Here is a 20,362-nt window from a genome sequence, read left to right as displayed (position 1 = left end):
ATTAGTTATAGAGTAAATATAGATAATATTTAAGGAGTAACCTGTACAATTTGTTTTAGCCTGATATCTTCAGATGAGGCTCCGAGCATAAATTCGAATTCCCCAGGCTCTACTGTCCAGTTCATATTCTTATCTAATATCATTAAATCTTCGGGATGAAGAGTGAATTCTACCTTTTTTGTTTCTCCGGGTTTTAAGTTGACTCTTTCGAATCCACGTAGTTGGGAATCATATGTTATTACACTACTTACCTTATCGCGAATATAAAGTTGGACAATTTCATCTCCGCTTCTTTTGCCTGTATTGGTAATATCTGCTGTTATTTTGAAATCTCCTTTAGTTTTTTGCGAAGTTGGGGTTATTTTTAAGTTTTCATATTTGAATGTCGTATAACTTAAGCCATAACCAAAAGGATACAAAGCTCCGTTTACTCGGGTTTTCCCGTAGCCGTTAGGCCCTTCCTGATGTTGTCCTGCTTGGGAACCGGGTTTGAATGGAAAATTCAATTCTATTTGTCCTATTGTTTTGGGAAAAGTTACTGATAATTTCCCTCCTGGATTATAGTCTCCGAATAAGGTTTCTGCTATTGCTTTACCCCCTAAGTGGTTAGGAAACCATGCTTCCAAAATAGATGGTATAAACTTGTTTGCCCAGTTTATAGTTAATGGTTGCCCATTGATAAGTACCAGCACTATAGGTTTCCCGGTAGAGTAAAGTGCTTCAAGAAGTTGTTGTTGTCGTCCTGGCAAATTAAGTCCCGTTCGGGATTTACTTTCTCCGGTACATTCTTCATCCTCACCGAGCACGGCAATAATAATATCATTGTTTTGTGCCAGAGAGACAGCTTCCTGTATATCTTGTTTTTCTTTATCACTTAACGGATAATGGATGATTTCACTTTCTGGCCAGTATTTATCAGTTGTTTCGCAACCTTTAGCATAAGATAAGGTTATATCATTTCCAACATAGTCTTTTATTCCGTCATAGACGGTAATATTGTTAAGCTCCTGTGGTCCGTATCTGCTAATCATGTAATTTGTCTCTTTAGCCAACGGGCCGGTTATTAAAATATTTTTTATTTCTTTTTTATTTAATGGTAATAGATTGTTGTCATTTTTAAGTAATACTAAGGATTGTTTTTGTATATCAAGTACAAAATCTTGATTTTTATCGGCACCGACGATTTTATCAGCAGCCTTAATGTCTGTCACATATGGTGAGTCGAACAGACCTAATTCGAATTTTACACGCAATACATCTGCAACCAAATTATCGATAGTTTTCATGGAAATACGTCCGTTTTGAATTAGGTTACGCATGGGCAGAATGTAATCATGTGGAGGAGTAAAGTGGGTCCTGACATTTAATCCGGCTTCGGCTACTTGCCGTACTGCATCTTCATAATCAGGGGCAACATGGTGCTTTGATGCCACAAATTCAACTGCTTCGCTGTCGCTCACAACATATCCTTTGAATCCGAATTGTTGTCTGAGCAATTCGGTTAGGAAATAATAACTGGCTGATACAGGTTCTCCATTCCAATCATTATAACTGCTCATTACCCCCATCGGTTGGGCCTCTTGAATGACTTTTTTAAAAGGATACAAATATAATTCATGTAGTTCTCGGGGGCTGACGTGGGGGTCTGTTCTTGCATTTCCGTCACGACCGCCCTTAGGGACACTATAAACGGCAAAATGCTTTAGTGTAGATGCTACACCCTGTTTTTGTATTCCTTTAACCATTTGAGTACCTAAAGTCCCGACTAAATAGGGATCTTCTCCATAACATTCCAATACCCGGCCCCAGCGGGGATCACGAGCAATATCCAGTATAGGAGCATATACATTTGTGTAACCTAAAGCTTTAGCTTCTTTTCCGGCAATTTCACCCGCTTGTAAGATTAACTTCCTATTCCAAGTACATCCTATCCCAATGGGTGCTGGCAAGGGAGTCGCTTTTGTATGGTTTAGACCATGTATACCTTCGTTCGAAAAATCGACGGGAATACCCAGGCGGGTTTCTTCGATGAACCATCTTTGGATTTTGTTTATGGCTTTGGCATGATTACTGAAAGGATATATGAGGTGCGGTGCTATTTGTGCTCCTTTTCCAATACCATTTAGTTGTTCATCAATATTTGCAATTCCGTCTTTCCATATTTCGTTTTTCCAGTTATCGGTCGGTAGAGAATCGTTCAATACTCTTTTATAACCATATAATGTTGCTAATTGGCAGGTCTTTTCATCGACAGACATTTGGGAAAGTAGGTCTTGGATTCTTTTTTCGATGGGCTGTTTGGTATCTTCATAAATATCCATTTTCCCGTTTTTGTTAAAATCTATCCAATCTTTGTGGTAGATATCCGTTCTTTCTTTGGCAAGAACCATGGAATGGGTGAGTAGTCCTATCCCGATGAGTTGTAATAAATGTTTTTTTTTCATGTTATTATAGTCGTGATTTGATACAAAAATAACATTTTTGTTAGGAATTTCTTAATAGATGCAGGACAAGATATAATTGTTATACTGTTAAAGTATGTAATTATTATTTGAATTTTTTTCAATAGTTGAGAGACGTTTTGTTTCCCCGTTTTTTTATCTATAAAGTAATTATTGAGGATTGTTCAACTATATGTTGTATTATCTTCATAATGATAAATTTTACACATTATATGGAAACATATTTATTTTATTATGTTTATTAAAAAAAATCATATAGCTTTATAGATATTTCCGAATACATCTAATGTTTAACTTAAAATCTAATAAATGACATGAGTTCAAAAATGAATCGAAAAGATTTCTTGCGCCTATCTGCATTAGGGTTAACATCTTTAATTGCTCCTTGGCAGGTGTCTGCCGCTTCAGTGCCAACTTCAGCAAAATCTAAAAAGACCGAAATTAATGATAAAATCAATATCGGTTTTATTGGTTTGGGACAACAGGCAATTCATTTAATGGCGGGATTTATTACTATTCCCGAAGTACGTATTGTTGCCGGTTGTGATGTTTATGATATTAAACGAGACCGTTTTAAGAACCGAGTAAATAAATATTATGCTGCTCAAGGTATTAAGAACAAATTAGACATGTATATTCATTATGAGGAATTACTCGCTCGTAAAGATATTGATGCAGTGGTGATTGCGACGCCCGATCATCAACATGCGATTATGGCTATTGCAGCTTGTCGTGCAGGTAAGGATGTATATCTTGAAAAGCCGCTTACATTTACTATTTATGAAGGGCAACAATTAGTTAAGGCTGTCCGTGAGAATACACGTATTTTACAGGTAGGTAGTATGCAGCGTTCAATGGATGAATTTGTTCATGCGGCCAATATTGTACGGGAAGGGGCTTTGGGTAAAATATCACTTATGAAAGCTCATGTAGGAGAAGGGCCAAAACCTTATAACTTGCCAAGACAAGAAGTTCCTAAAGGACTTGACTGGGATTTGTGGCTTGGCCCTTTGGATACAAAATGGTATTATAATCATGAACTGAATCCTTTACTTGATGCTGATGGCCGTGATGAATGTTGGGGTGCGTGGCGTTGGTATCAAGGAATGGGAGGAGGCTATACCACCGATTGGGGGGCACATATGTTTGATATCGGTCAATGGGCTATTGGTAAGGACGGCTCTGGTCCTGTAGAAATTCTTCCACCATCAGCGAGTCCTTATGATTGTCTTACTTTCCGTTATGATAATGGTATTGAAATGACTCAACAAAAGTTTGATGGTGGTAAACTTGGAATTAAGATTATTGGCGAAAATGGTTGGATTCAAGTATGTCGTGGAGAATTTCTTGCTTCTTCTCCTGAGTTCATGCCTAAGAAAGTTGATGAAAAGGCTGTTTATGAAACCAATGTACCGCATTACCAGATTTTCATTGATTGTATTCGTTCACGTCGTGACCCAAATGTTCCTGTGGAAGTAGGGCATAGTTCTTGTACGGTATGTACTTTAGGGAATATTGCTTATGAGCTTGATAGACCTTTGCAATGGAATCCTATTGTTCAGAAATTTGTAGACGATGCTGAAGCTACAAAGAGACTCCATTATGACTATCGCAAACCATATACGTTAGATTAGGGCTTTTTAGAAAAGTAAAGGTTTTCTGCTTTAGACAGCTATTCAAATTTTCATGTTTATAGAAAAATCTACTCGGTCATAGAACTTTATATAAGTAATAAAGTTCTTTTATACATATTATATTCCAAGAATCTTGAGTGGGAATAAGACAAGGGGAGGGAGTCAAAGCTAAAATGACCAATTCGAAAAGTTATAGATTGTAACTATGATACCTAAAAAGGTCGTATCATTACTCAAAGCAGAGATTGATACGACCTTTTTTGTCTTTTAGAATGCTCAAATTTTAAATAGAAAGTTCATATTTTCAAAAATTGAGATTTGACAACCCTCCTGTATATGAATCAATTAATTTTGTATTTTAAGGCTTATTATTCCCGGGAGTTAGGTTGGTTTTATTGTTTAAGTTATTTGTATCATTATTTCTCATCTGAGATGTATTGTTAGTTGAGTCAGTATTGACGGTTGAAGTTGCAGAAGTATTTTCTTCCCAATGGAAAGGTTCGAACTGGCTATCCGCACTTGACCATGAAGGTTTTTTAGAGGCATAGATAATGAAGGGTGCAACAACAACGATAATACAGCCGATAACTAAAACTGAAAACCATACAGTACTATTTCCGGTTGCAATTTGGCTGGGGGGAATAAAGCTTAAAGAAAATGCCAGTAAAGACCCACAAAATCCTAATCCGGCAATAAACCACATCAATCCATTACCTTTATTACCGATACGGAATGGTCGATTTGCTTTCTTCATATTGTATCTTAAATAAATGGCAGCAGAAAACATGAGCATATACATTATCAAGTATAGTAATACCGTCAATTGGGATAATATTTGATAGAAACTTTGTACAGAAGGCATGACAACAAAGAGTAAACTTAATAGAGTAACGGCTAATCCCTGAAGATATAAAATATTTTTTTGAACACCTATTTTATTGGTTTTTTGGAAATATGGAGGTAGATACCCCGCTTTGCCTACGGCAAATATACCTTTTGATGGTCCGGCTACCCAAGTTAATACTCCTGCCAAAACACCAAATGCTAAAGCAATCGCAATAATCGGAGATAGCCAGGACATTCGTATAAAGTTGAAATAATTATCAAAACCTTCGAGAAGGCTTTGAGTCAGGTTTATATCTTTTTGAGGAATAATAATCCCCAAAGAAAATGTCCCTAAAACAAAAATTAGTACAGTAATAGCTGAACCGATAAATACTGCTTTAGGATAGTTCTTAGCAGGATTTTCTATATCTTTTACATGAATACCTCCCATTTCCATACCTGCATAAAATAAAAATATGCTTGAAGCCAATACTAAGTTGTCGAATTTGGTAAAGTCAGGGAAAAAGTTTCCGGAAAAGTCCATTTGTGATTGGCCTCCCATAGCCAAATATACGATTGCCAATATGATTAGTAAACCTGCTGGAATAATAGTGCCTATCATACCTCCTACTTTTGCGACTTTCCCTACCCAGCTCAGACCTTTTAACGAAATAAAGGTGGCCAGCCAATAAATAATTAGGACGACCGCTAATGTGTAATATTTATTTGATGCTAAAATCATATCTTGAGAATGGTCCATTCCAATAAATGCGATTGAGACTGCTCCGAATGTAAGGACGGTAGGATACCAGATTGTACTTTCTATCCATTGTAGCCAAATAGCTAAAAATCCGGCTTTCTTTCCGAATGCCTCACCGACCCACCGAAAAACTCCTCCTTGTTTGTCTTGAAACATGGCTGCCAGTTCGGCAGCGACTAATGCTGTGGGAATTAAAAATACAAGTGCTGCAAACAGATAATAGAATGCAGAACTTAATCCATATTCGGCTTCGGCAGGTAGACCTCGTAAGGATACGACAGCCGTTACGTTCATAATAGCGAGAGTAAATACTCCTAATTTTACTGTTTTTCCAATATTTGCCATAATGCATTTTTGTTAATGGTTTGTTTCATAAGTTTCAAATATGAGTTTATAACAAATACTGTCTGGGTTGGTTTAAAATATAGTGTAAAACATTTTTAATTAATAAATGGAGAGTGAAAACAAACAGGATTCCGAATTGTTCTTATCATGATATTAAGTACTCATCTAAAAAATGGAATATGAAGTCTGCATTATCTGATTTTGTGTATCAAAAAAAGGGAATATATGGTATATTACATGTTATAATCTTATTGTTATCGCTTTTTTTGATTATTAGTATCTCTGTTGATACCTTTAAAAATATACCTTTTGTATCTCAGAGTTCGTATCTGAAACTTCAAGGTTGGATATGTCTGTTTTTTATGTTTGATTTTATATTGGAGTTTTTTTTAGCTAAAAGAAAATGGCATTATTTGCGTACACATTTCGTATTTTTTTTAGTATCTATCCCTTATTTGAATATTATAGATTATATGCAGCTGGCCTTTTCTCCTGAAACGACTTATTTCCTTCGTTTTATTCCTTTACTGCGTAGTGGATATGCTTTGGCTATTGTTGTAGGGTGGTTGACAGCAAGTAAAGCTTCAAGCCTTTTTATTTCATATCTGACAATGTTATTGGCTACAGTCTATTTTTCAAGTTTGATTTTTTTCGTGCTGGAGCATAAAGTCAATTCTGAAGTATCATCTTATAGCGATGCATTGTGGTGGGCGTTTATGGATGTTACTACAGTAGGGTCAAATGTTTATGCAGTAACAGTAACCGGGAGAGTGTTATCTGTTCTATTAGCAGCTTTGGGTATGATGATGTTTCCGATTTTTACTGTTTATGTGACGAGTTTAGTACAAAAAACAAATCAAGAAAAGCAGCAGTATTATGATAATTCGCAAAAAAGAGAGACGATTGTTTCGCCTTTAGTAAAGGAACAATCGTCTCCAAAAAGTGACAATATCCAGCCAGGCTAATTTATAATGGAAACTTGTTCACCTCCAAATATATTTAAATTTAATTTATTCATAATATATTTGATAGCTAATTGGGCTTTTACGGAATTTCCAGCGTTGTCGATAGGAGGGGCGAATGCAGCTATTCCGAATACTCCGGGCAGGGTACCCATTACACCTCCACCAACCCCGGTTTTGGCAGGAATTCCAGATGTATATAACCAGTCACCTGTATGTTCATAAAATCCCACAGTAGCGATTAATGAGGTAATTTTAGGAGTTAGTGATGCATCGAATATCTGTTTTTTTGTGACAGGATTGGTCCCCTTATTAGCTATTGTTGCGCCACATACAGATAGTTGGGTGGTAGTGATGCCCAAAGAGCATTGTCGTGTGTATAAGTCGAGTGACATCGAAGGGTCATCGTAGATACGATTATAGTTTTTTAGTAACCATGCAATAGATCGATTATTAAAATTAGTATCTGATTCTGATTTATATAGTTCATCGATGAGTTGAGGGGCACTGCCACATAAATCAGTAATATTTTCAACAATAGCCTTCCATTTTTTATCTGAGTTTCCTATAGGTTTTACCATGCTGCAGGCAGTAATAGCTCCTGCATTAACCAGTGGAGTAGAAGGGTGGTCATTTTCCAGTAAAATAGCAAAAATCGAATTAAATGGTAGTCCTGTAGCATCAGCCCCGATTTGTTCCAAAAGCTTTTGTGCCCCATATTGGCGAAGAATAAGTACTGCTGTATGAACTTTTGATACAGATTCTATACCGAATTTATATTCAGAATCTCCGAATTGAATAATTTGTCCATCCATCAAACAAATGCTGATTCCAAAAAGGCTTTTGTCAATATTGGCCAGATAAGGAATATAATCGGCATTTTTACCTTCGGTGTTTCCTTTTACTTGTTCGTAGGCTTCTTGTGCCGCTTCTTTTATTTGGGCGACTGAAATTGTTTTATTCATAAAAAATGGTTTTAATAAGTAGGTAGACGAAATGAGGATGTTCCGAAGTATTTATTCTCAGACATCCTCATCTTGCCATAGATTTTTCGTAAAATTATTTTTTCTTACATGATCCTGTATGAGTAAATACAGACCCTTTAATTTCTATATTTTTGTCTTGGGCAATACGAGTTGGTGTTGGGTATTCTAGTTTTTCCAATTCGGTTATGGCATTATTTATATCATTGAGTAACATATCTGCCATGTCGCGGCTGAATCCTTGACGAACCACAATACGCATTACTATGTAGTTTTGGATATTTTCAGGCAATGTATAAGCCGGAACCATCCACCCGCCTTGTTTCAATTTATCTTGTAAATCATAAAGGGTCCATTTGGCATTTTGAGCATATTCAGGTTTCATATACCAAATGAATAGTGGGTTTACTACATCTTTGCTGTAGTTCACGAATGGTTTCATTTTTCCGATTTGTTCGTGCAAATATTCAGCAACTTTCATACAATTGTACTGAATGTTTTTGTATCCTTCGAATCCAAGACGGATAAACTGATAATATTGTCCGAGTATTTGTGCCGCAGGGCGAGAGAAGTTTAGTCCTACTTGGGTAATGTTTGCTCCCAGATAATTTACGCTGAAAGACATTTCTTCCGGCAAATATTTTTTATCTTTCCATACAACCCAGCCAAGTCCCGGATATACCAGCCCGAATTTATGTCCGGATGTACTAATAGATAATACCCATTTTAGACGGAAATCCCATTTTAGTTCAGGTTGTAAGAATGGCAAAATGAAGCCACCAGAGGCAGCGTCGACGTGTATGGGAATATCGAATCCTGTTTTTGCATTGTAAGCATCGAGAGCTTTGTCTAAAGCTTCGACATCGTCATTCAATCCTGTCCATGTAACGCCTTCGATAGGAACGATGCAGATTGTATTTTCGTCGCACATTTTTAATGCGTCTTCAGGGTCAAGAGTTGTTTTTTCGAGAGTAAGGGGAACCTGACGCATTTCGATTTGCCATAGTTGTGCAAATTTTTCCCAAACGACTTGAAATCCGGAAGAGATGACAAAATTAGGTTTATCTGTAGGCTTACCTTGTGCTTGTCTTTTTTTACGCCAACGTAGCCAAGCAGCAACACCCCCTAGCATACAAGCTTCCGATGAGCCGATAGCTAATGCTCCTGATTTCCATTTTTCCGGTTCTGGTGTGTTCCATAGATTAGCAACAATGTTGATACATTTTCCATTCATGACAGCAATACGAGGATATTCGGTTTCGTCAATATAGTTGATATTGATAGCTTCGTTCATTAATCTGGTTGCATAATCGTCCATATATGTAGTGACAAAGGTTGCCAGATTCAGACGAGGTTGGGTTTGAGCATAAGTCTCATCTTTTACCATTTGGTAAGCGATTTGCGGAGTCGTAGGACCATCGGGGATTTTATCGACAGGTGATGGTTGTAACATTTCTTCAGAACCGAAAATTGCAGTTTTGGCATCGCCATTTCTAAAATTTACATCTTTCATTTTTCTATAATTTTATGATTAAACAGAGGGTAAAATCCTCTTGGATTTCTATTTCCTTTTAAGCCAAAACACTGTTTGGAGATAAAAGTTTTTTGATTTTTGTTATTCATGCATAATTTGGATTTTATTAAAAATGAAGAGTAAATGATTAGTAAGAATCAACTTAATTTTATAGAAATATGCTTTTGATTGCTTTTAGTTTTGAGTTTATAATTGCAGATTAAACATTCACTTGTAGATTTTGTTTTTAATACGTATTTGTCTTGCGAAGACAGATATTGAGAAGGTATAAATATTTATTATTACGTAGATGGAAATTCAGACAGGGCGAGGAAATATTCCTCTTATTACTCTTGTAGGCATTTGGTCGATATCTGCATTGAATGCATTGCCGGGATTGGCAGTGTCTCCTATTTTAGGTCAGTTATCTGTTATTTTTCCCGATGCGACAGAACTTGAGATTCAGATGGTATCATCTTTACCATCTTTGTTGATAATTCCTTTTATTATATTATCTGGACAGTTGACAGAAAGAGTAAATAGTATAAAGCTTTTGCAGATAGGATTATCTATCTTTTTATTAAGTGGTATTTTATATTTACTTTCAAATAAGATGTGGCAACTTGTTGTAGTAAGTGGATTGTTAGGTATAGGTTCAGGATTGATTGTACCTTTGTCTACTGGACTTATATCTCATTTTTTTACCGGACCATATCGAACAAAGCAGTTTGGATACAGTTCTGCTATTACAAATGTGACTTTAGTTTTGGCAACTGTTCTCACTGGATATTTAGCTGAAGAAAACTGGCATCTTCCATTTTTGGTCTATTTATTTCCCATTGTATCTATTTTTTTATCGTTTTATCTCAAGAAGAATATAGAGCCAAAATCTTCAGTGTCTGATGCTTCTGATATTAGCCTCTCTGAGAGTAATATGAATTCTTCTTTTGGTCGTTTGGGTATTCAGATTAAACGGTTGATAGGGATAATGCTTTTTTATGGGCTTAGTACTTACTTAGTGATTATTATTAGCTTTAATTTGCCTTTTTTAATGAAAGAATACGGGTTTTCAAGTGGTATATCAGGTATAATGATTTCACTTTTTTTTCTGGCAATAATGGCTCCTGGACTTATTCTGAATAAGATAATTGAGAGGCTGGGCAATCTGACCGAATTTTGTAGTATGTTGTCTATTGCTGTCGGTATATTATTGATTCTTATTTTTAGAACTGAATGGCTGATAGGATTAGGATGTATTTTGGCAGGATTAGGATATGGAGTAATACAACCGATAGCTTATGATAAAACGACCCGTACGGCCATTCCTCAAAAAGTAACTTTAGCTTTGGCTTTTGTTATGTCTATGAATTATTTGGCGATATTGCTTTGTCCTTTTATAATAGATACTATCAAAGATATATTAAATATTGAAACACAACAGTTTGCTTTTATTTTTAATATGATTATAGCTGTTATTACGGCATTATTTACTTATCTGAAACGTAATACATTTTTATTTAGAGATATATATGAAAAATAAATTTATATAGAAGGGAAGACTTGTTGGGCTGTTTCCATACAAGCGTAAACATCCTCTTTGTTTCCATCAAAAGGCCCCATATATCCAATTTTCAATGTTGACATAGCGGCTGCGAAACGAGCAGATTCTTCTGGTGGAGTATTATGTGCTCTTTGATATAAATATCCAGTCATATATGTGTCACCGCATCCGGTTGTATCAATAATTTGCTGGGGGATATAAGCGGGAATGATGAGGTAAGAATGACCGTCATAAACGACAGACCCTTGGCTCCCAAGAGTAATCAATACTTCTTTTACTCCCCATTCATATAATTGTATGGCAGCTTTTTTTACATCAGAATAGCCGGTCAATGCTTTTGCTTCAACTTCGTTAGCTTTAAGGATATGTATATATTTTAGAGCTTCTATCTTATCTTTCCAATCAGTAGAATATACATGTGTATTTATTACTTTTCTTAGATATCCTTGTGAGTCTACAGATACAATCCCTTTAGTTGATAGATATTTGATAGTGTCAGTTGTAAAATCATCGGACAATAGAGTTCCCAGATGATAGATATGTGCATTTATATCTTTTAGATGTTCAGTAGTAAAAGGGTCAGCTTTTGCCAATACTCTTTGAATTCGATTGTCTGGATTTTCTCCATAAATATTTTCAAAATATACAGATTTACGGCTAGGCAGTACTTTTACTTTTATTCCGCTATTACATAAATTATCTATCGTTTTCATTTCTGTAGGGCCTACAGCTGTGACCAATAGATAGTCTATATCTTTAAATTTATTGATAGCGTAAGAAAAATAATAAGAAGTCCCTCCTGGCAAAAAAGCTGTTTTTTGGAGAGTAACTATTTTATCTAAAGTAATATGACCTATGCAGCAAAGCTCGTACATGACCTATTTTATTTTGGGGTACAAAAATAGAAAAAAGAGTTATTAAAATAAATAATTTGGAGTGAGTATATATATATGTTTGTTTGTTTTTCTTATAGAGAATATTATCTCTGGGGCTCTTGTGAATATAATAACCTAAAATAATATCTGTTATGAGAAAAATACGTAAAGTCTTTATCCTTTTGTGGTTCCCTGTTATTTTTTGCTGTTTTTTTATTGAGCAGGTTTTTTCAATGAACGATACACATTCTTGGACATTTGCTCAAAAAGCTATGGGACAAAATTATTCTAGTGGGCAATTGATGACTTATACTGTGCCGGAAGAATATCCTTTGGAAGGATCTCAAAAATTCAATGTCTCAGTAAATGGATATTATACAGGTATTTATAATGACAATAATCTGTGGGGAGGAAATGTAAATTTTGGGTATTTTGATTTTGAAGCAGGAAATTCGGTAAATATTGTTGTATCTTATAGCGGTTCGATCGATTCATTTGAGATATTACCAAAAGGATTTAATATACAAGCCGAAAAAGTATCTGATAACGCTTTATCTTTCCAGATTAGTAACGTAGAACAGTATATAACCGTAATAATAAATGGCAATTATAAAGGCGATGTTTTACATTTATTTGCAAATAGTATAGATAAGAATATTCCTAATGTTGCTCAAAAGGAAGGGTATTATTTTGATAAGAAACAAGGTATCCATTATTTTGGGCCGGGATATTATAAATTGAGTGAAATGTTTAGTAATGGCACATTATCGGTCAATAAAAAAAAGGTAATTTACCTTGCAGGTGGTGCTGTTTTGGATGGACAGTTGGGTTTCAATCAAAGTTCTTCTGCGGAAATAAGAGGACGAGGGATGATTATGAATAAGGAAGAAAAAGGTATGGATAATCGTGTCGTTTTGTCTGTATCAGCATCGACAGGAGGAACTATAGAAGGAATAATTATTCATGGACACAGAGCTCCGGGTTGGGTGTGCACAAATGATAAAAGTTCAGGGTTGTCGTATCGTAATGTAAAAATTATAAGTACCCGCTATGCGAGTACCGATGGTATTGACATTAATCAATGTACCGATTTTACATTTGAGAATATGTTTATTCGAAGTTGTGACGATGCAGTTGCCATTAAAGGTTTAGATGCCGAAACGTCTGCTCCAGTAGATTGCCGGCCGAATAAAAATCTCTTGTTTGAGAAAATGCAATTGTGGAATGATTGTAATAATGCTTTTGGAATGGGGGCAGAAACTCGGGCTTCGCTATACGAAAATGTTTCTTTAAGAAATAGCGATATATTATTTTCATATGATGACCCCAATTATCATGAAACTTTAGATGAACGTTCGGCAATGAATATATGTGCTTTACATGGGACATATTTTAGAAATATAGTTTTTGAGAATATTCGAGTCAATAGATGTGAGCGTTTAATAGGACTTGGCTTTAAAGATAATTTTTGGTTTGGTTCCATACAGGGAGACCAAAGTTATCCTGGAGGAATTGATGGTGTCATATTTCGGAATATAATCTGTGAATCGAATAGTGGAAGTAAAATTGCAAACGATATATGGCTTTATGGATGGTATAAGGAGGGAACCCCTACGAAACAAGTGAAAAATATCACTTTTGATAATGTAATAATAGAAGGTAATTTATTGCAAAATGACCAGAGTATCAAAACAAATAATGTCTCTGGGATTATTTTGGTTAAAGATTTGTTTTTTAATACCGGTTTAGATGTTACAGAAGTTCGAGAAAAATATGCAGTAAAAGTATATCCTACGATATTGAATCAAGGTGAAAATATTTATTTGGAGGGAGACCCTATTCTTAAATGTAGTGCTTATTCTTCATTGGGTCAGTTATTGGGTGATTATTCGGGAAAGTGTATTATCTCTACAGCTGAGTGGCCCAGCGGAATCAATTTTATTAAAATATTGGATGGGCGGTTATCATCTCAAGTGACGGCTATTATAGTACGGTAATTTTATAGGTTTGATTTATATTAAAATTGTTTATGAAAAAGGCAAATCTTTTATTTTGTTTAGGGATAATTTATTTTTTTAATGTCGTTTTGGTATTTGCCATTGAAGATACATCTAAGTGGTCTTTTGCCAGAAAAGCAGCTGGGCAGAGTTACAGTGATAATATAATTTCAACCTATATTCGTCCGTCGGAATATATATTAGAGACGACTGCGAGTATTAATGTGGCAATAAATGGAGTTTATACTGGAGTGTATAATTATAAGGATGACAAAGGAAAGGTGATACATTTTGCATCGCTGGAATGTGATGATGTTGTATCATCAGAAATTACTGTATCATATAGTACGACGATTAAGACGTTTGAGGTGTATACAGGTGAGGAACTTGTGTCGGTACAAAAGAAATCGGCAAAAGTGATAGGGTTTAAATCTCCGGCAATTGATAGAAAGCTGATTATTGAGCTTATAGGAAATACTCGAAGCGATATATTGCATTTATTTATTAATAGTAAGGGAAAAGGTTTTCCTCAGGTTGAAAGTCCTCAAGGATATATTTATGATGAGAGTTTTGGATTGTGTATTTTTGGTCCAGGATATTATGATTTGAGCAAGATGTCTATTAATGCAGAACTGCGTAAGGCAAAAAGTATCTATATAATGGGAGGTGCATTGGTAGATGAGTGGATTGGTTTTGATGGAAGTTTGGATGACCGGGTATATGGAAGAGGTCTGTTCATGGGTAATAAATCTTTAGGAATGAAACTGGTGAGTCCTGTAAATTCAAAAATTCAATTGAATGACGATATTTGGGAATTTGCTATAAAAGCTATTGGAGAACGTACAACAGATGAGAATCTTATAACTTATTCCAGGCCTTTGGAATATCCGATGGAGGGACCGGCTCAGTTTACGATTTCGGTAAATGGCAAATATACAGGTATTTATAATGATAATAATTGTTTCGGAGGAAGTGTCAATTTTGGATATTTTGATTTTAAAGAAAATGTTCCAGTGACTATTGATATTTCTTATGCTGGTATATTGGACGATTTTGATTTGATCCCTGATCGTTATGGGGTAAGGGCATATAGAAAAGATGACCGAACGATTACTTTTACATTGAATGAGGCGGATGTAAATTTAACTTTAATAGTAAATGATGATTATCGAGGAGATGTATTACATCTATTTGCAAACAGTATAGACGAAGAGGTTCCGGAATCGGTAAGAGGAAAAAGTGGATATATTTATGAACCTACGTCAAAATTGCATTATTTTGGTCCGGGATATTATGATTTGAGTGAATTTTTCTCGGAAGGAAAACTGACATTGAATAAAGACCATAGGGCTTATCTTGCTGGAGGAGCCGTTTTAGATGGTCAGTTGTGTATATCGTCAGGGACTTCGGCACGTATTTTTGGTCGTGGTATGGTGATGAACCAAGAACATAATAAAGGTATGGTAACACAAGTGAAGTGGTCTTCTGGCGCTACAGTAGAAGGCATTATAATACATGGGCACAGAGCAAAAAGTTGGACGACAGGTGTAGATAATAGTTCTGATATACATTTTAAAAATGTAAAGATTATTTCTACCCGTTATGCTAGTACCGATGGATGTGATATAAATCTTTCGACCGATTGTACGTTCGAGAATATGTTTATCCGAGCATGTGACGACGCAATAGCAATAAAAGGCATGGCTCCTTCAACGACCCTGCCTTCGAATTATAAACCTAATCGAAATTTGACATTTGAACGTATTCAGTTGTGGAATGATGCGAACAATGCGTTTGGCTTGGGAGCAGAGACCCAGGCCTCAATATATGAGAATATTTCTTTGAAAAATAGTGATATATTGTTTTCGTATGACGACCCGAATCACCATGAGCAGTTAGACGAACGTTCGGCAATGAATATTTGTGCTTTACATGGAACGTATTTCAGGAATATTCTTTTTGAAGATATTCGAGTATATCGTTGTGAACGATTGATTGGTCTTGGATTTAAAAATGATTTTTGGTTTGGCTCTCTTCAGGGAAATCAAAAATTACCGGGAGGAATAGAGGAGATAACATTTCGGAATGTTACTTCGATGTCGAACAGTGGGAGCGAGATTGCGAATGACATCTGGCTTTATGGCTGGTATGAAGATGGAACACCAATGAAGGAAGTAAAAAATATTGTTTTTGATAATGTCATAATAGAGGGAAATTTGTTGACAGGAGATGATAATATGCATATAAAAACAAATAATACGGATGACCATGAATTGGTGAAAAATTTAATATTTAAGAATTCCGTTTCGGATATGAATTTATTTGTAAATGATAATCGTCAAGTTTCGATGTACCCGATTGCAACGGATGCGGGAAGAAATATTTATGTTATTGGAATATCATCTCCATGTTGGCAGGCATATAATGTTAACGGATATTTATGTAAAGAAGGAGTTGGAAATATGATTCCCGTAAATGGGTGGAGTCCGGGTGTTTATTTGGTAAAAATTTATGACACTGATAATAATGTAATAAAAGTTGGGAAGATTATTATTAGATAATAATATAACGGTACAACTGTTTATAAACGGAGTTTTATGAAAATAAAATTCCGTTTTTATTTAAACTGATATGAAGATTATTTATACAAATAAGATAAAATATTTTCAAGAAAAATGAGTATGAATATAAGTTCGATTGTTAATCTAATATAAAGGCTGAAATATAACTTTATTGAATCTGTTTTTATGCGCCAATAGAAACAAATTAATTTTTATTGTTAACTTTAAATTATGCTACAATGAAAAAGAAGTATTACTTATCTTTTGCGTTCGTATTATTTTGCGGAGTTTCAGGGAATACATGGGCCGAAGGCCATACATTTACGGGTGGAGCAGGTACGACAGATGACCCGTATCAGGTAGTGACAGTAGATGATTTGAAAGCTGTCGGTGATTATACGGCTCAAAGTTCTGTTTGCTTTAAATTAATGAATGATATCGATCTTACTGGAGTGGTTTGGAATCCAATAGGCTCTACTATCGATAATGCTTTTGAGGGCACATTTGATGGTAATGGAAAAGTGATTACAGGCTTGGAAATGACGGGTGCGAGCGATGGATTGGGATTCTTTGGTCGTATACAGGCTCCGGGTGTTGTAAAAAATTTGACAATTTATGGGGCATACATAGAGGGAGGAAATTGGTGTGGTATTATATGTTCTACAAATGGAAATTGGGAAAAGAAAGGCGGTTCGATAGTAAACTGTAAGGTGATAAACAGCCAAATTGATGGCCTTGATAATATTGGAGGTATTGTTGGCGTAAATGAAGGAAATATCGATAATTGCCAGGTACTGGGGGTAACAGTAACAGGTGGGGCTGGTATTGCCGCGGTTTCGGGATTTAATCAATGCATTGGGACTGGACGCTATGTTCGCAACTGTGTGGCTACCGGGTCAGTCGAGGGTACAAAACAAGTAGGAGGAATTATTGGTTTTTTGCAGCTTGAGCAAGCTGTAGAAGATAATCCTGGTGTTCAAAATTGTGCAAATTATTGTACGGTTACTGCCAGTGAAGATGCTGTTGGTGGAATTGTTGGATATCAACAAGGAATTAAAACAACGGTTATAGACAATAATTTCAATTGTGGTAAAATATCAGGACCGGGAGCCGGAGGTATTGGTGGTTCTCCAATTGATGGTATTGTACAGAACTGTTATTCTACAGGAGATGTTGTAGCATCGGCTTTGAATACAGCAGTTTGGTCGGGAGGAATTACAGGAACATCGTATCAGTCAATTTCCGGTTGTTATGCTGCAGGGTCGATAACCGGTTCGGGAGATATAAAGATTGGAGGCATTTGTGGGCGTAATTGGCCATCTTTGACTGTAACAAATTGCTTCTATAATAAAGATGGTGCGGCAATGAACATGGGGGAAGGACATGATGAAGTTACTTTTGATGCACAAGGTCTTGCGTTGAACGATATGAAATCATTATCAAACATGAAATTTAATAATGCCGATAAATGGCAAATTATTGAAGGACAGACATTCCCGTTTTTTGTTAATCAAACGGCTCCCGTATCTGTAGAGAAATGTGCAAAAAATGGTGCCGAGGGTTCTTATACCGGTAATTTATCTCAATTTTATGTATTATCTGCTTATGGGGAGTTATTGGATATTACGACAGAAATTGGAGATGGAAAATGGAGTGTGCGTTGGGATGAAACATTTGTGTTGGAAAAAGATAGAATAACTTTTATAGCTATGGAAGATGGTAAGATGCCTTCATATTCGGTTATAGGTGTTGTAAATGATGAGATGTTACCGGTGGGTATTGAGGATGTTAAGGCCGAATCGGGTGTGACAATTAATATTGGAAAAGAATCAATTGATTTGTCAGTTCCTGAAAACGTGGCTAATGCGCAAGTATTTTTATATAATATCGGTTCATTGGCATGTGTTTATGGTTCTGGTTTGAATTGTGGTTATCATACTATTTCTACGGCAAATTTTGTTTCAGGAGTGTATGCTTTGCTAGTCCGGACAAATCTTGGTACTTCAGTTATAAAAATAGTACGATGATAATTATATAATATAAAAATATAATTAAATTTGGGACATGCTATTATTTTTTATAATAGTATGTCCTTTTCTCCTTTATAATTAGATTTCAGTCACAAAAATTGTTGGAAAATAGTCCGATACATGAGTATATATTAATGATAAAATACTATTGAAAAGCAAGATTTTTTATGATAATAATATAAAAGAAAAAGGTGGTCATAGGTCTGAGTTTATAATTTTATGAAGAGGGTGACAGATGCCGGATATTATAGAAAAATATAAGAAGTTATATTTAGAGAATGCTAAGTCATTGATTCGATTTGCATGTCGTTTTGTTGATAGGTATTCAGCAGAGGATATTGTTCAAGATGCATTTATAAAATTGTACGAAAAGAAATTTTGGGATTTTCCGGATGTTGATTTATTAAAGTTATTATATACGACAGTCAGGAATTTATGCATTAATCAATTACAACATCAGTCTTTCGTTTCAGATTATAAAGCTCGGAAGACAGCAGAATTATTATTAAAGGAGATAGATGGGTATTGTATAGAAAAGGAGATTGTAGATAGGGATTTATTTCAAAATGTACAGAAAATTATAAATTTGCTTCCTTCTAAAAGATTGGAAATATTTAAATTATATTATATTAAGGGGTTAGATTCTAAGACTATTGCAGAACAACTTGGATTATCACAGCGAACAGTGGAAAATAATTTGTACAGAGCCCTTGTATTTTTGAGGCAGCATATTCCGGCAGAGCTTTTATTTTGTTTTATTTTGATATTTCGAATGCAGTAATATTTTTTATTCAAATGAGTATTTTTTGAGTGTCAAATGTTAAATATATAAAGATGAAATACTGATGAACGAATCGCAGGAAGATATAGATATTTTGATTATGGAATTTCTGGAAAATAAACTTTCGGAAAAAGAGTTGCGTCATTTTTTTGAATGGGTATGTGCAGATAAAAAAAATGAGAAATACTTTTTTGACTTGAAAGCCATACATGATTCGAGGTCTAATTTTTCTGTTGATATAAATGAAAGTTGGTGTCGGCTAGAGATTAAATTGCAGCAGAAACAGGAAGATATACAAAAGAAGAAACGTTTTATCATACGATGCATTTCATCTGTTGCAGCAATTTTTATTTTTCTTGTAGGACTTTCTTGGTATTTTGTTTCAAATGGATTTGGGATAGGGGAGCCGGAGACTTATTCTTATTTTACAGGTGGTGCTCCGGGGGAAGTTCGTTTGCCGGACGGTACTTGTATAAAATTGGGAGCGAATACCAGTATAAGTTATACGTCGGAATATGGGGTAAAGAAGCGTGCGGTCATATTGGATGGAGAGGGCTTTTTTGATGTTGCGAAAGATGAGCAGAAACCATTTGTTGTAATTTCGGGGGACCAATGTATTAGTGTATTAGGAACAAAATTTAATGTACGTTCTTATCCGTCTGATACTGTATTTATTACAACTTTGTTAGAAGGTTCTGTAAAATTTGTTGCATCAAATTTTGAGAGTGGAAAAGTGTTGAGACCGGGAGAACAACTAAAGTATAATCGGTCAAATACACAAGTAGAAATAAGTGTGGTTGATACTGACGAGGTGGTCTCTTGGCTAAATAATTATTATACTTTTCAGCCACAATCATTGAAGGAGATTTTGGCCCGTATGAGTCATGTATATGATGTTACGTTCGAGTGTCTTGATACTACGATTGTGAATAAGTCGTTTCGGGGAACATTTTATCAAGGACAGGATTTGAGCGACTTTTTGGATGTGATAGGATTGGCTACAAATCTTAAGTATGAAAAACAGGATGGGAAAATAGTATTGTATAAGGAATAAAAATCATATTTTTTAGAAA

The 20,362-nt window shown here is 35.3% G+C and carries 13 protein-coding genes; 8 read left to right on the top strand and 5 right to left on the bottom strand.

Annotation, left to right across the window (positions count from 1 at the left end):
- Positions 1-29: 29 nt before the first annotated feature.
- Positions 30-2,444 (bottom strand): glycoside hydrolase family 3 N-terminal domain-containing protein, encoded by a 2,415-nt coding sequence (locus Cop2CBH44_RS08440; protein ID WP_021929386.1) that lies wholly within the window; start codon positions 2,442-2,444, stop codon positions 30-32.
- A 332-nt stretch (positions 2,445-2,776) separates the two neighbouring features.
- Here Cop2CBH44_RS08440 and Cop2CBH44_RS08435 point away from each other — a divergent pair, with 332 nt between their 5' ends.
- Positions 2,777-4,096, top strand: a complete 1,320-nt coding sequence (locus Cop2CBH44_RS08435) for a Gfo/Idh/MocA family protein (protein ID WP_021929385.1) — start codon at positions 2,777-2,779, stop codon at positions 4,094-4,096.
- A gap of 358 nt (positions 4,097-4,454) precedes the next feature.
- On the opposite strand, the gene gadC is transcribed toward Cop2CBH44_RS08435, so the two are convergent.
- The gene (gadC, locus tag Cop2CBH44_RS08430) at positions 4,455-6,026 is read right to left on the bottom strand and encodes a glutamine/gamma-aminobutyrate antiporter GadC (protein ID WP_055096947.1); all 1,572 of its coding nucleotides are present in this window, start codon (positions 6,024-6,026) and stop codon (positions 4,455-4,457) included.
- A 179-nt stretch (positions 6,027-6,205) separates the two neighbouring features.
- On the opposite strand from gadC, the gene Cop2CBH44_RS08425 reads away from it, so the two are divergent.
- Complete coding sequence (locus tag Cop2CBH44_RS08425; protein ID WP_055096945.1) at positions 6,206-6,991, top strand: potassium channel family protein; 786 nt, start codon at positions 6,206-6,208, stop codon at positions 6,989-6,991.
- Here Cop2CBH44_RS08425 and glsA read toward each other — a convergent pair.
- Both glsA and gad read right to left on the bottom strand, forming a co-directional pair.
- Positions 6,988-7,953: a glutaminase A gene (gene glsA, locus Cop2CBH44_RS08420; RefSeq protein ID WP_021931928.1), complete on the bottom strand. Its 966-nt coding sequence runs from the start codon at positions 7,951-7,953 to the stop codon at positions 6,988-6,990. The genes Cop2CBH44_RS08425 and glsA overlap by 4 nt on opposite strands.
- Positions 7,954-8,047: 94 nt before the next feature.
- Positions 8,048-9,484 (bottom strand): glutamate decarboxylase, encoded by a 1,437-nt coding sequence (gad, locus tag Cop2CBH44_RS08415; protein WP_200754643.1) that lies wholly within the window; start codon positions 9,482-9,484, stop codon positions 8,048-8,050.
- A 310-nt stretch (positions 9,485-9,794) separates the two neighbouring features.
- Between gad and Cop2CBH44_RS08410 the strand changes: the two genes are divergently transcribed.
- Positions 9,795-11,024 carry an MFS transporter gene (locus Cop2CBH44_RS08410; protein WP_021931930.1) on the top strand — a complete coding sequence of 410 codons (1,230 nt, stop codon included), beginning with the start codon at positions 9,795-9,797 and terminating at the stop codon, positions 11,022-11,024.
- 2 nt (positions 11,025-11,026) lie between these two features.
- On the opposite strand, the gene Cop2CBH44_RS08405 is transcribed toward Cop2CBH44_RS08410, so the two are convergent.
- The gene (locus Cop2CBH44_RS08405) at positions 11,027-11,920 is read right to left on the bottom strand and encodes a PfkB family carbohydrate kinase (RefSeq protein WP_021931931.1); all 894 of its coding nucleotides are present in this window, start codon (positions 11,918-11,920) and stop codon (positions 11,027-11,029) included.
- 152 nt (positions 11,921-12,072) lie between these two features.
- Here Cop2CBH44_RS08405 and Cop2CBH44_RS08400 point away from each other — a divergent pair, with 152 nt between their 5' ends.
- The 5 genes from Cop2CBH44_RS08400 to Cop2CBH44_RS08380 all read left to right on the top strand — a co-directional run bounded on the left by Cop2CBH44_RS08400 (position 12,073) and on the right by Cop2CBH44_RS08380 (position 20,343).
- Positions 12,073-13,917 carry a glycosyl hydrolase family 28 protein gene (locus Cop2CBH44_RS08400; RefSeq protein ID WP_200754642.1) on the top strand — a complete coding sequence of 615 codons (1,845 nt, stop codon included), beginning with the start codon at positions 12,073-12,075 and terminating at the stop codon, positions 13,915-13,917.
- Positions 13,918-13,949: 32 nt separating this feature from the next.
- Positions 13,950-16,478: a glycoside hydrolase family protein gene (locus Cop2CBH44_RS08395; RefSeq protein ID WP_200754641.1), complete on the top strand. Its 2,529-nt coding sequence runs from the start codon at positions 13,950-13,952 to the stop codon at positions 16,476-16,478.
- Between the two features lie 239 nt (positions 16,479-16,717).
- On the top strand, positions 16,718-18,505 hold the full coding sequence (locus Cop2CBH44_RS08390; protein WP_021931934.1) for a hypothetical protein: 1,788 nt from the start codon (positions 16,718-16,720) through the stop codon (positions 18,503-18,505).
- 238 nt (positions 18,506-18,743) lie between these two features.
- Entirely contained in the window at positions 18,744-19,289 is a 546-nt protein-coding gene (locus Cop2CBH44_RS08385) for an RNA polymerase sigma-70 factor (protein ID WP_021931935.1), read from the top strand.
- A gap of 64 nt (positions 19,290-19,353) precedes the next feature.
- On the top strand, positions 19,354-20,343 hold the full coding sequence (locus tag Cop2CBH44_RS08380) for a FecR family protein (protein WP_021931936.1): 990 nt from the start codon (positions 19,354-19,356) through the stop codon (positions 20,341-20,343).
- Positions 20,344-20,362: the final 19 nt, after the last annotated feature.

Origin of the sequence: Coprobacter secundus subsp. similis, from assembly GCF_015097275.1 — a bacterium.
Classification (GTDB): Bacteria; Bacteroidota; Bacteroidia; order Bacteroidales; family Coprobacteraceae; genus Coprobacter; species Coprobacter secundus.
Note: the sequence above shows the minus strand (reverse complement) of the source record. Positions and strands in the feature narration are given on the sequence as shown.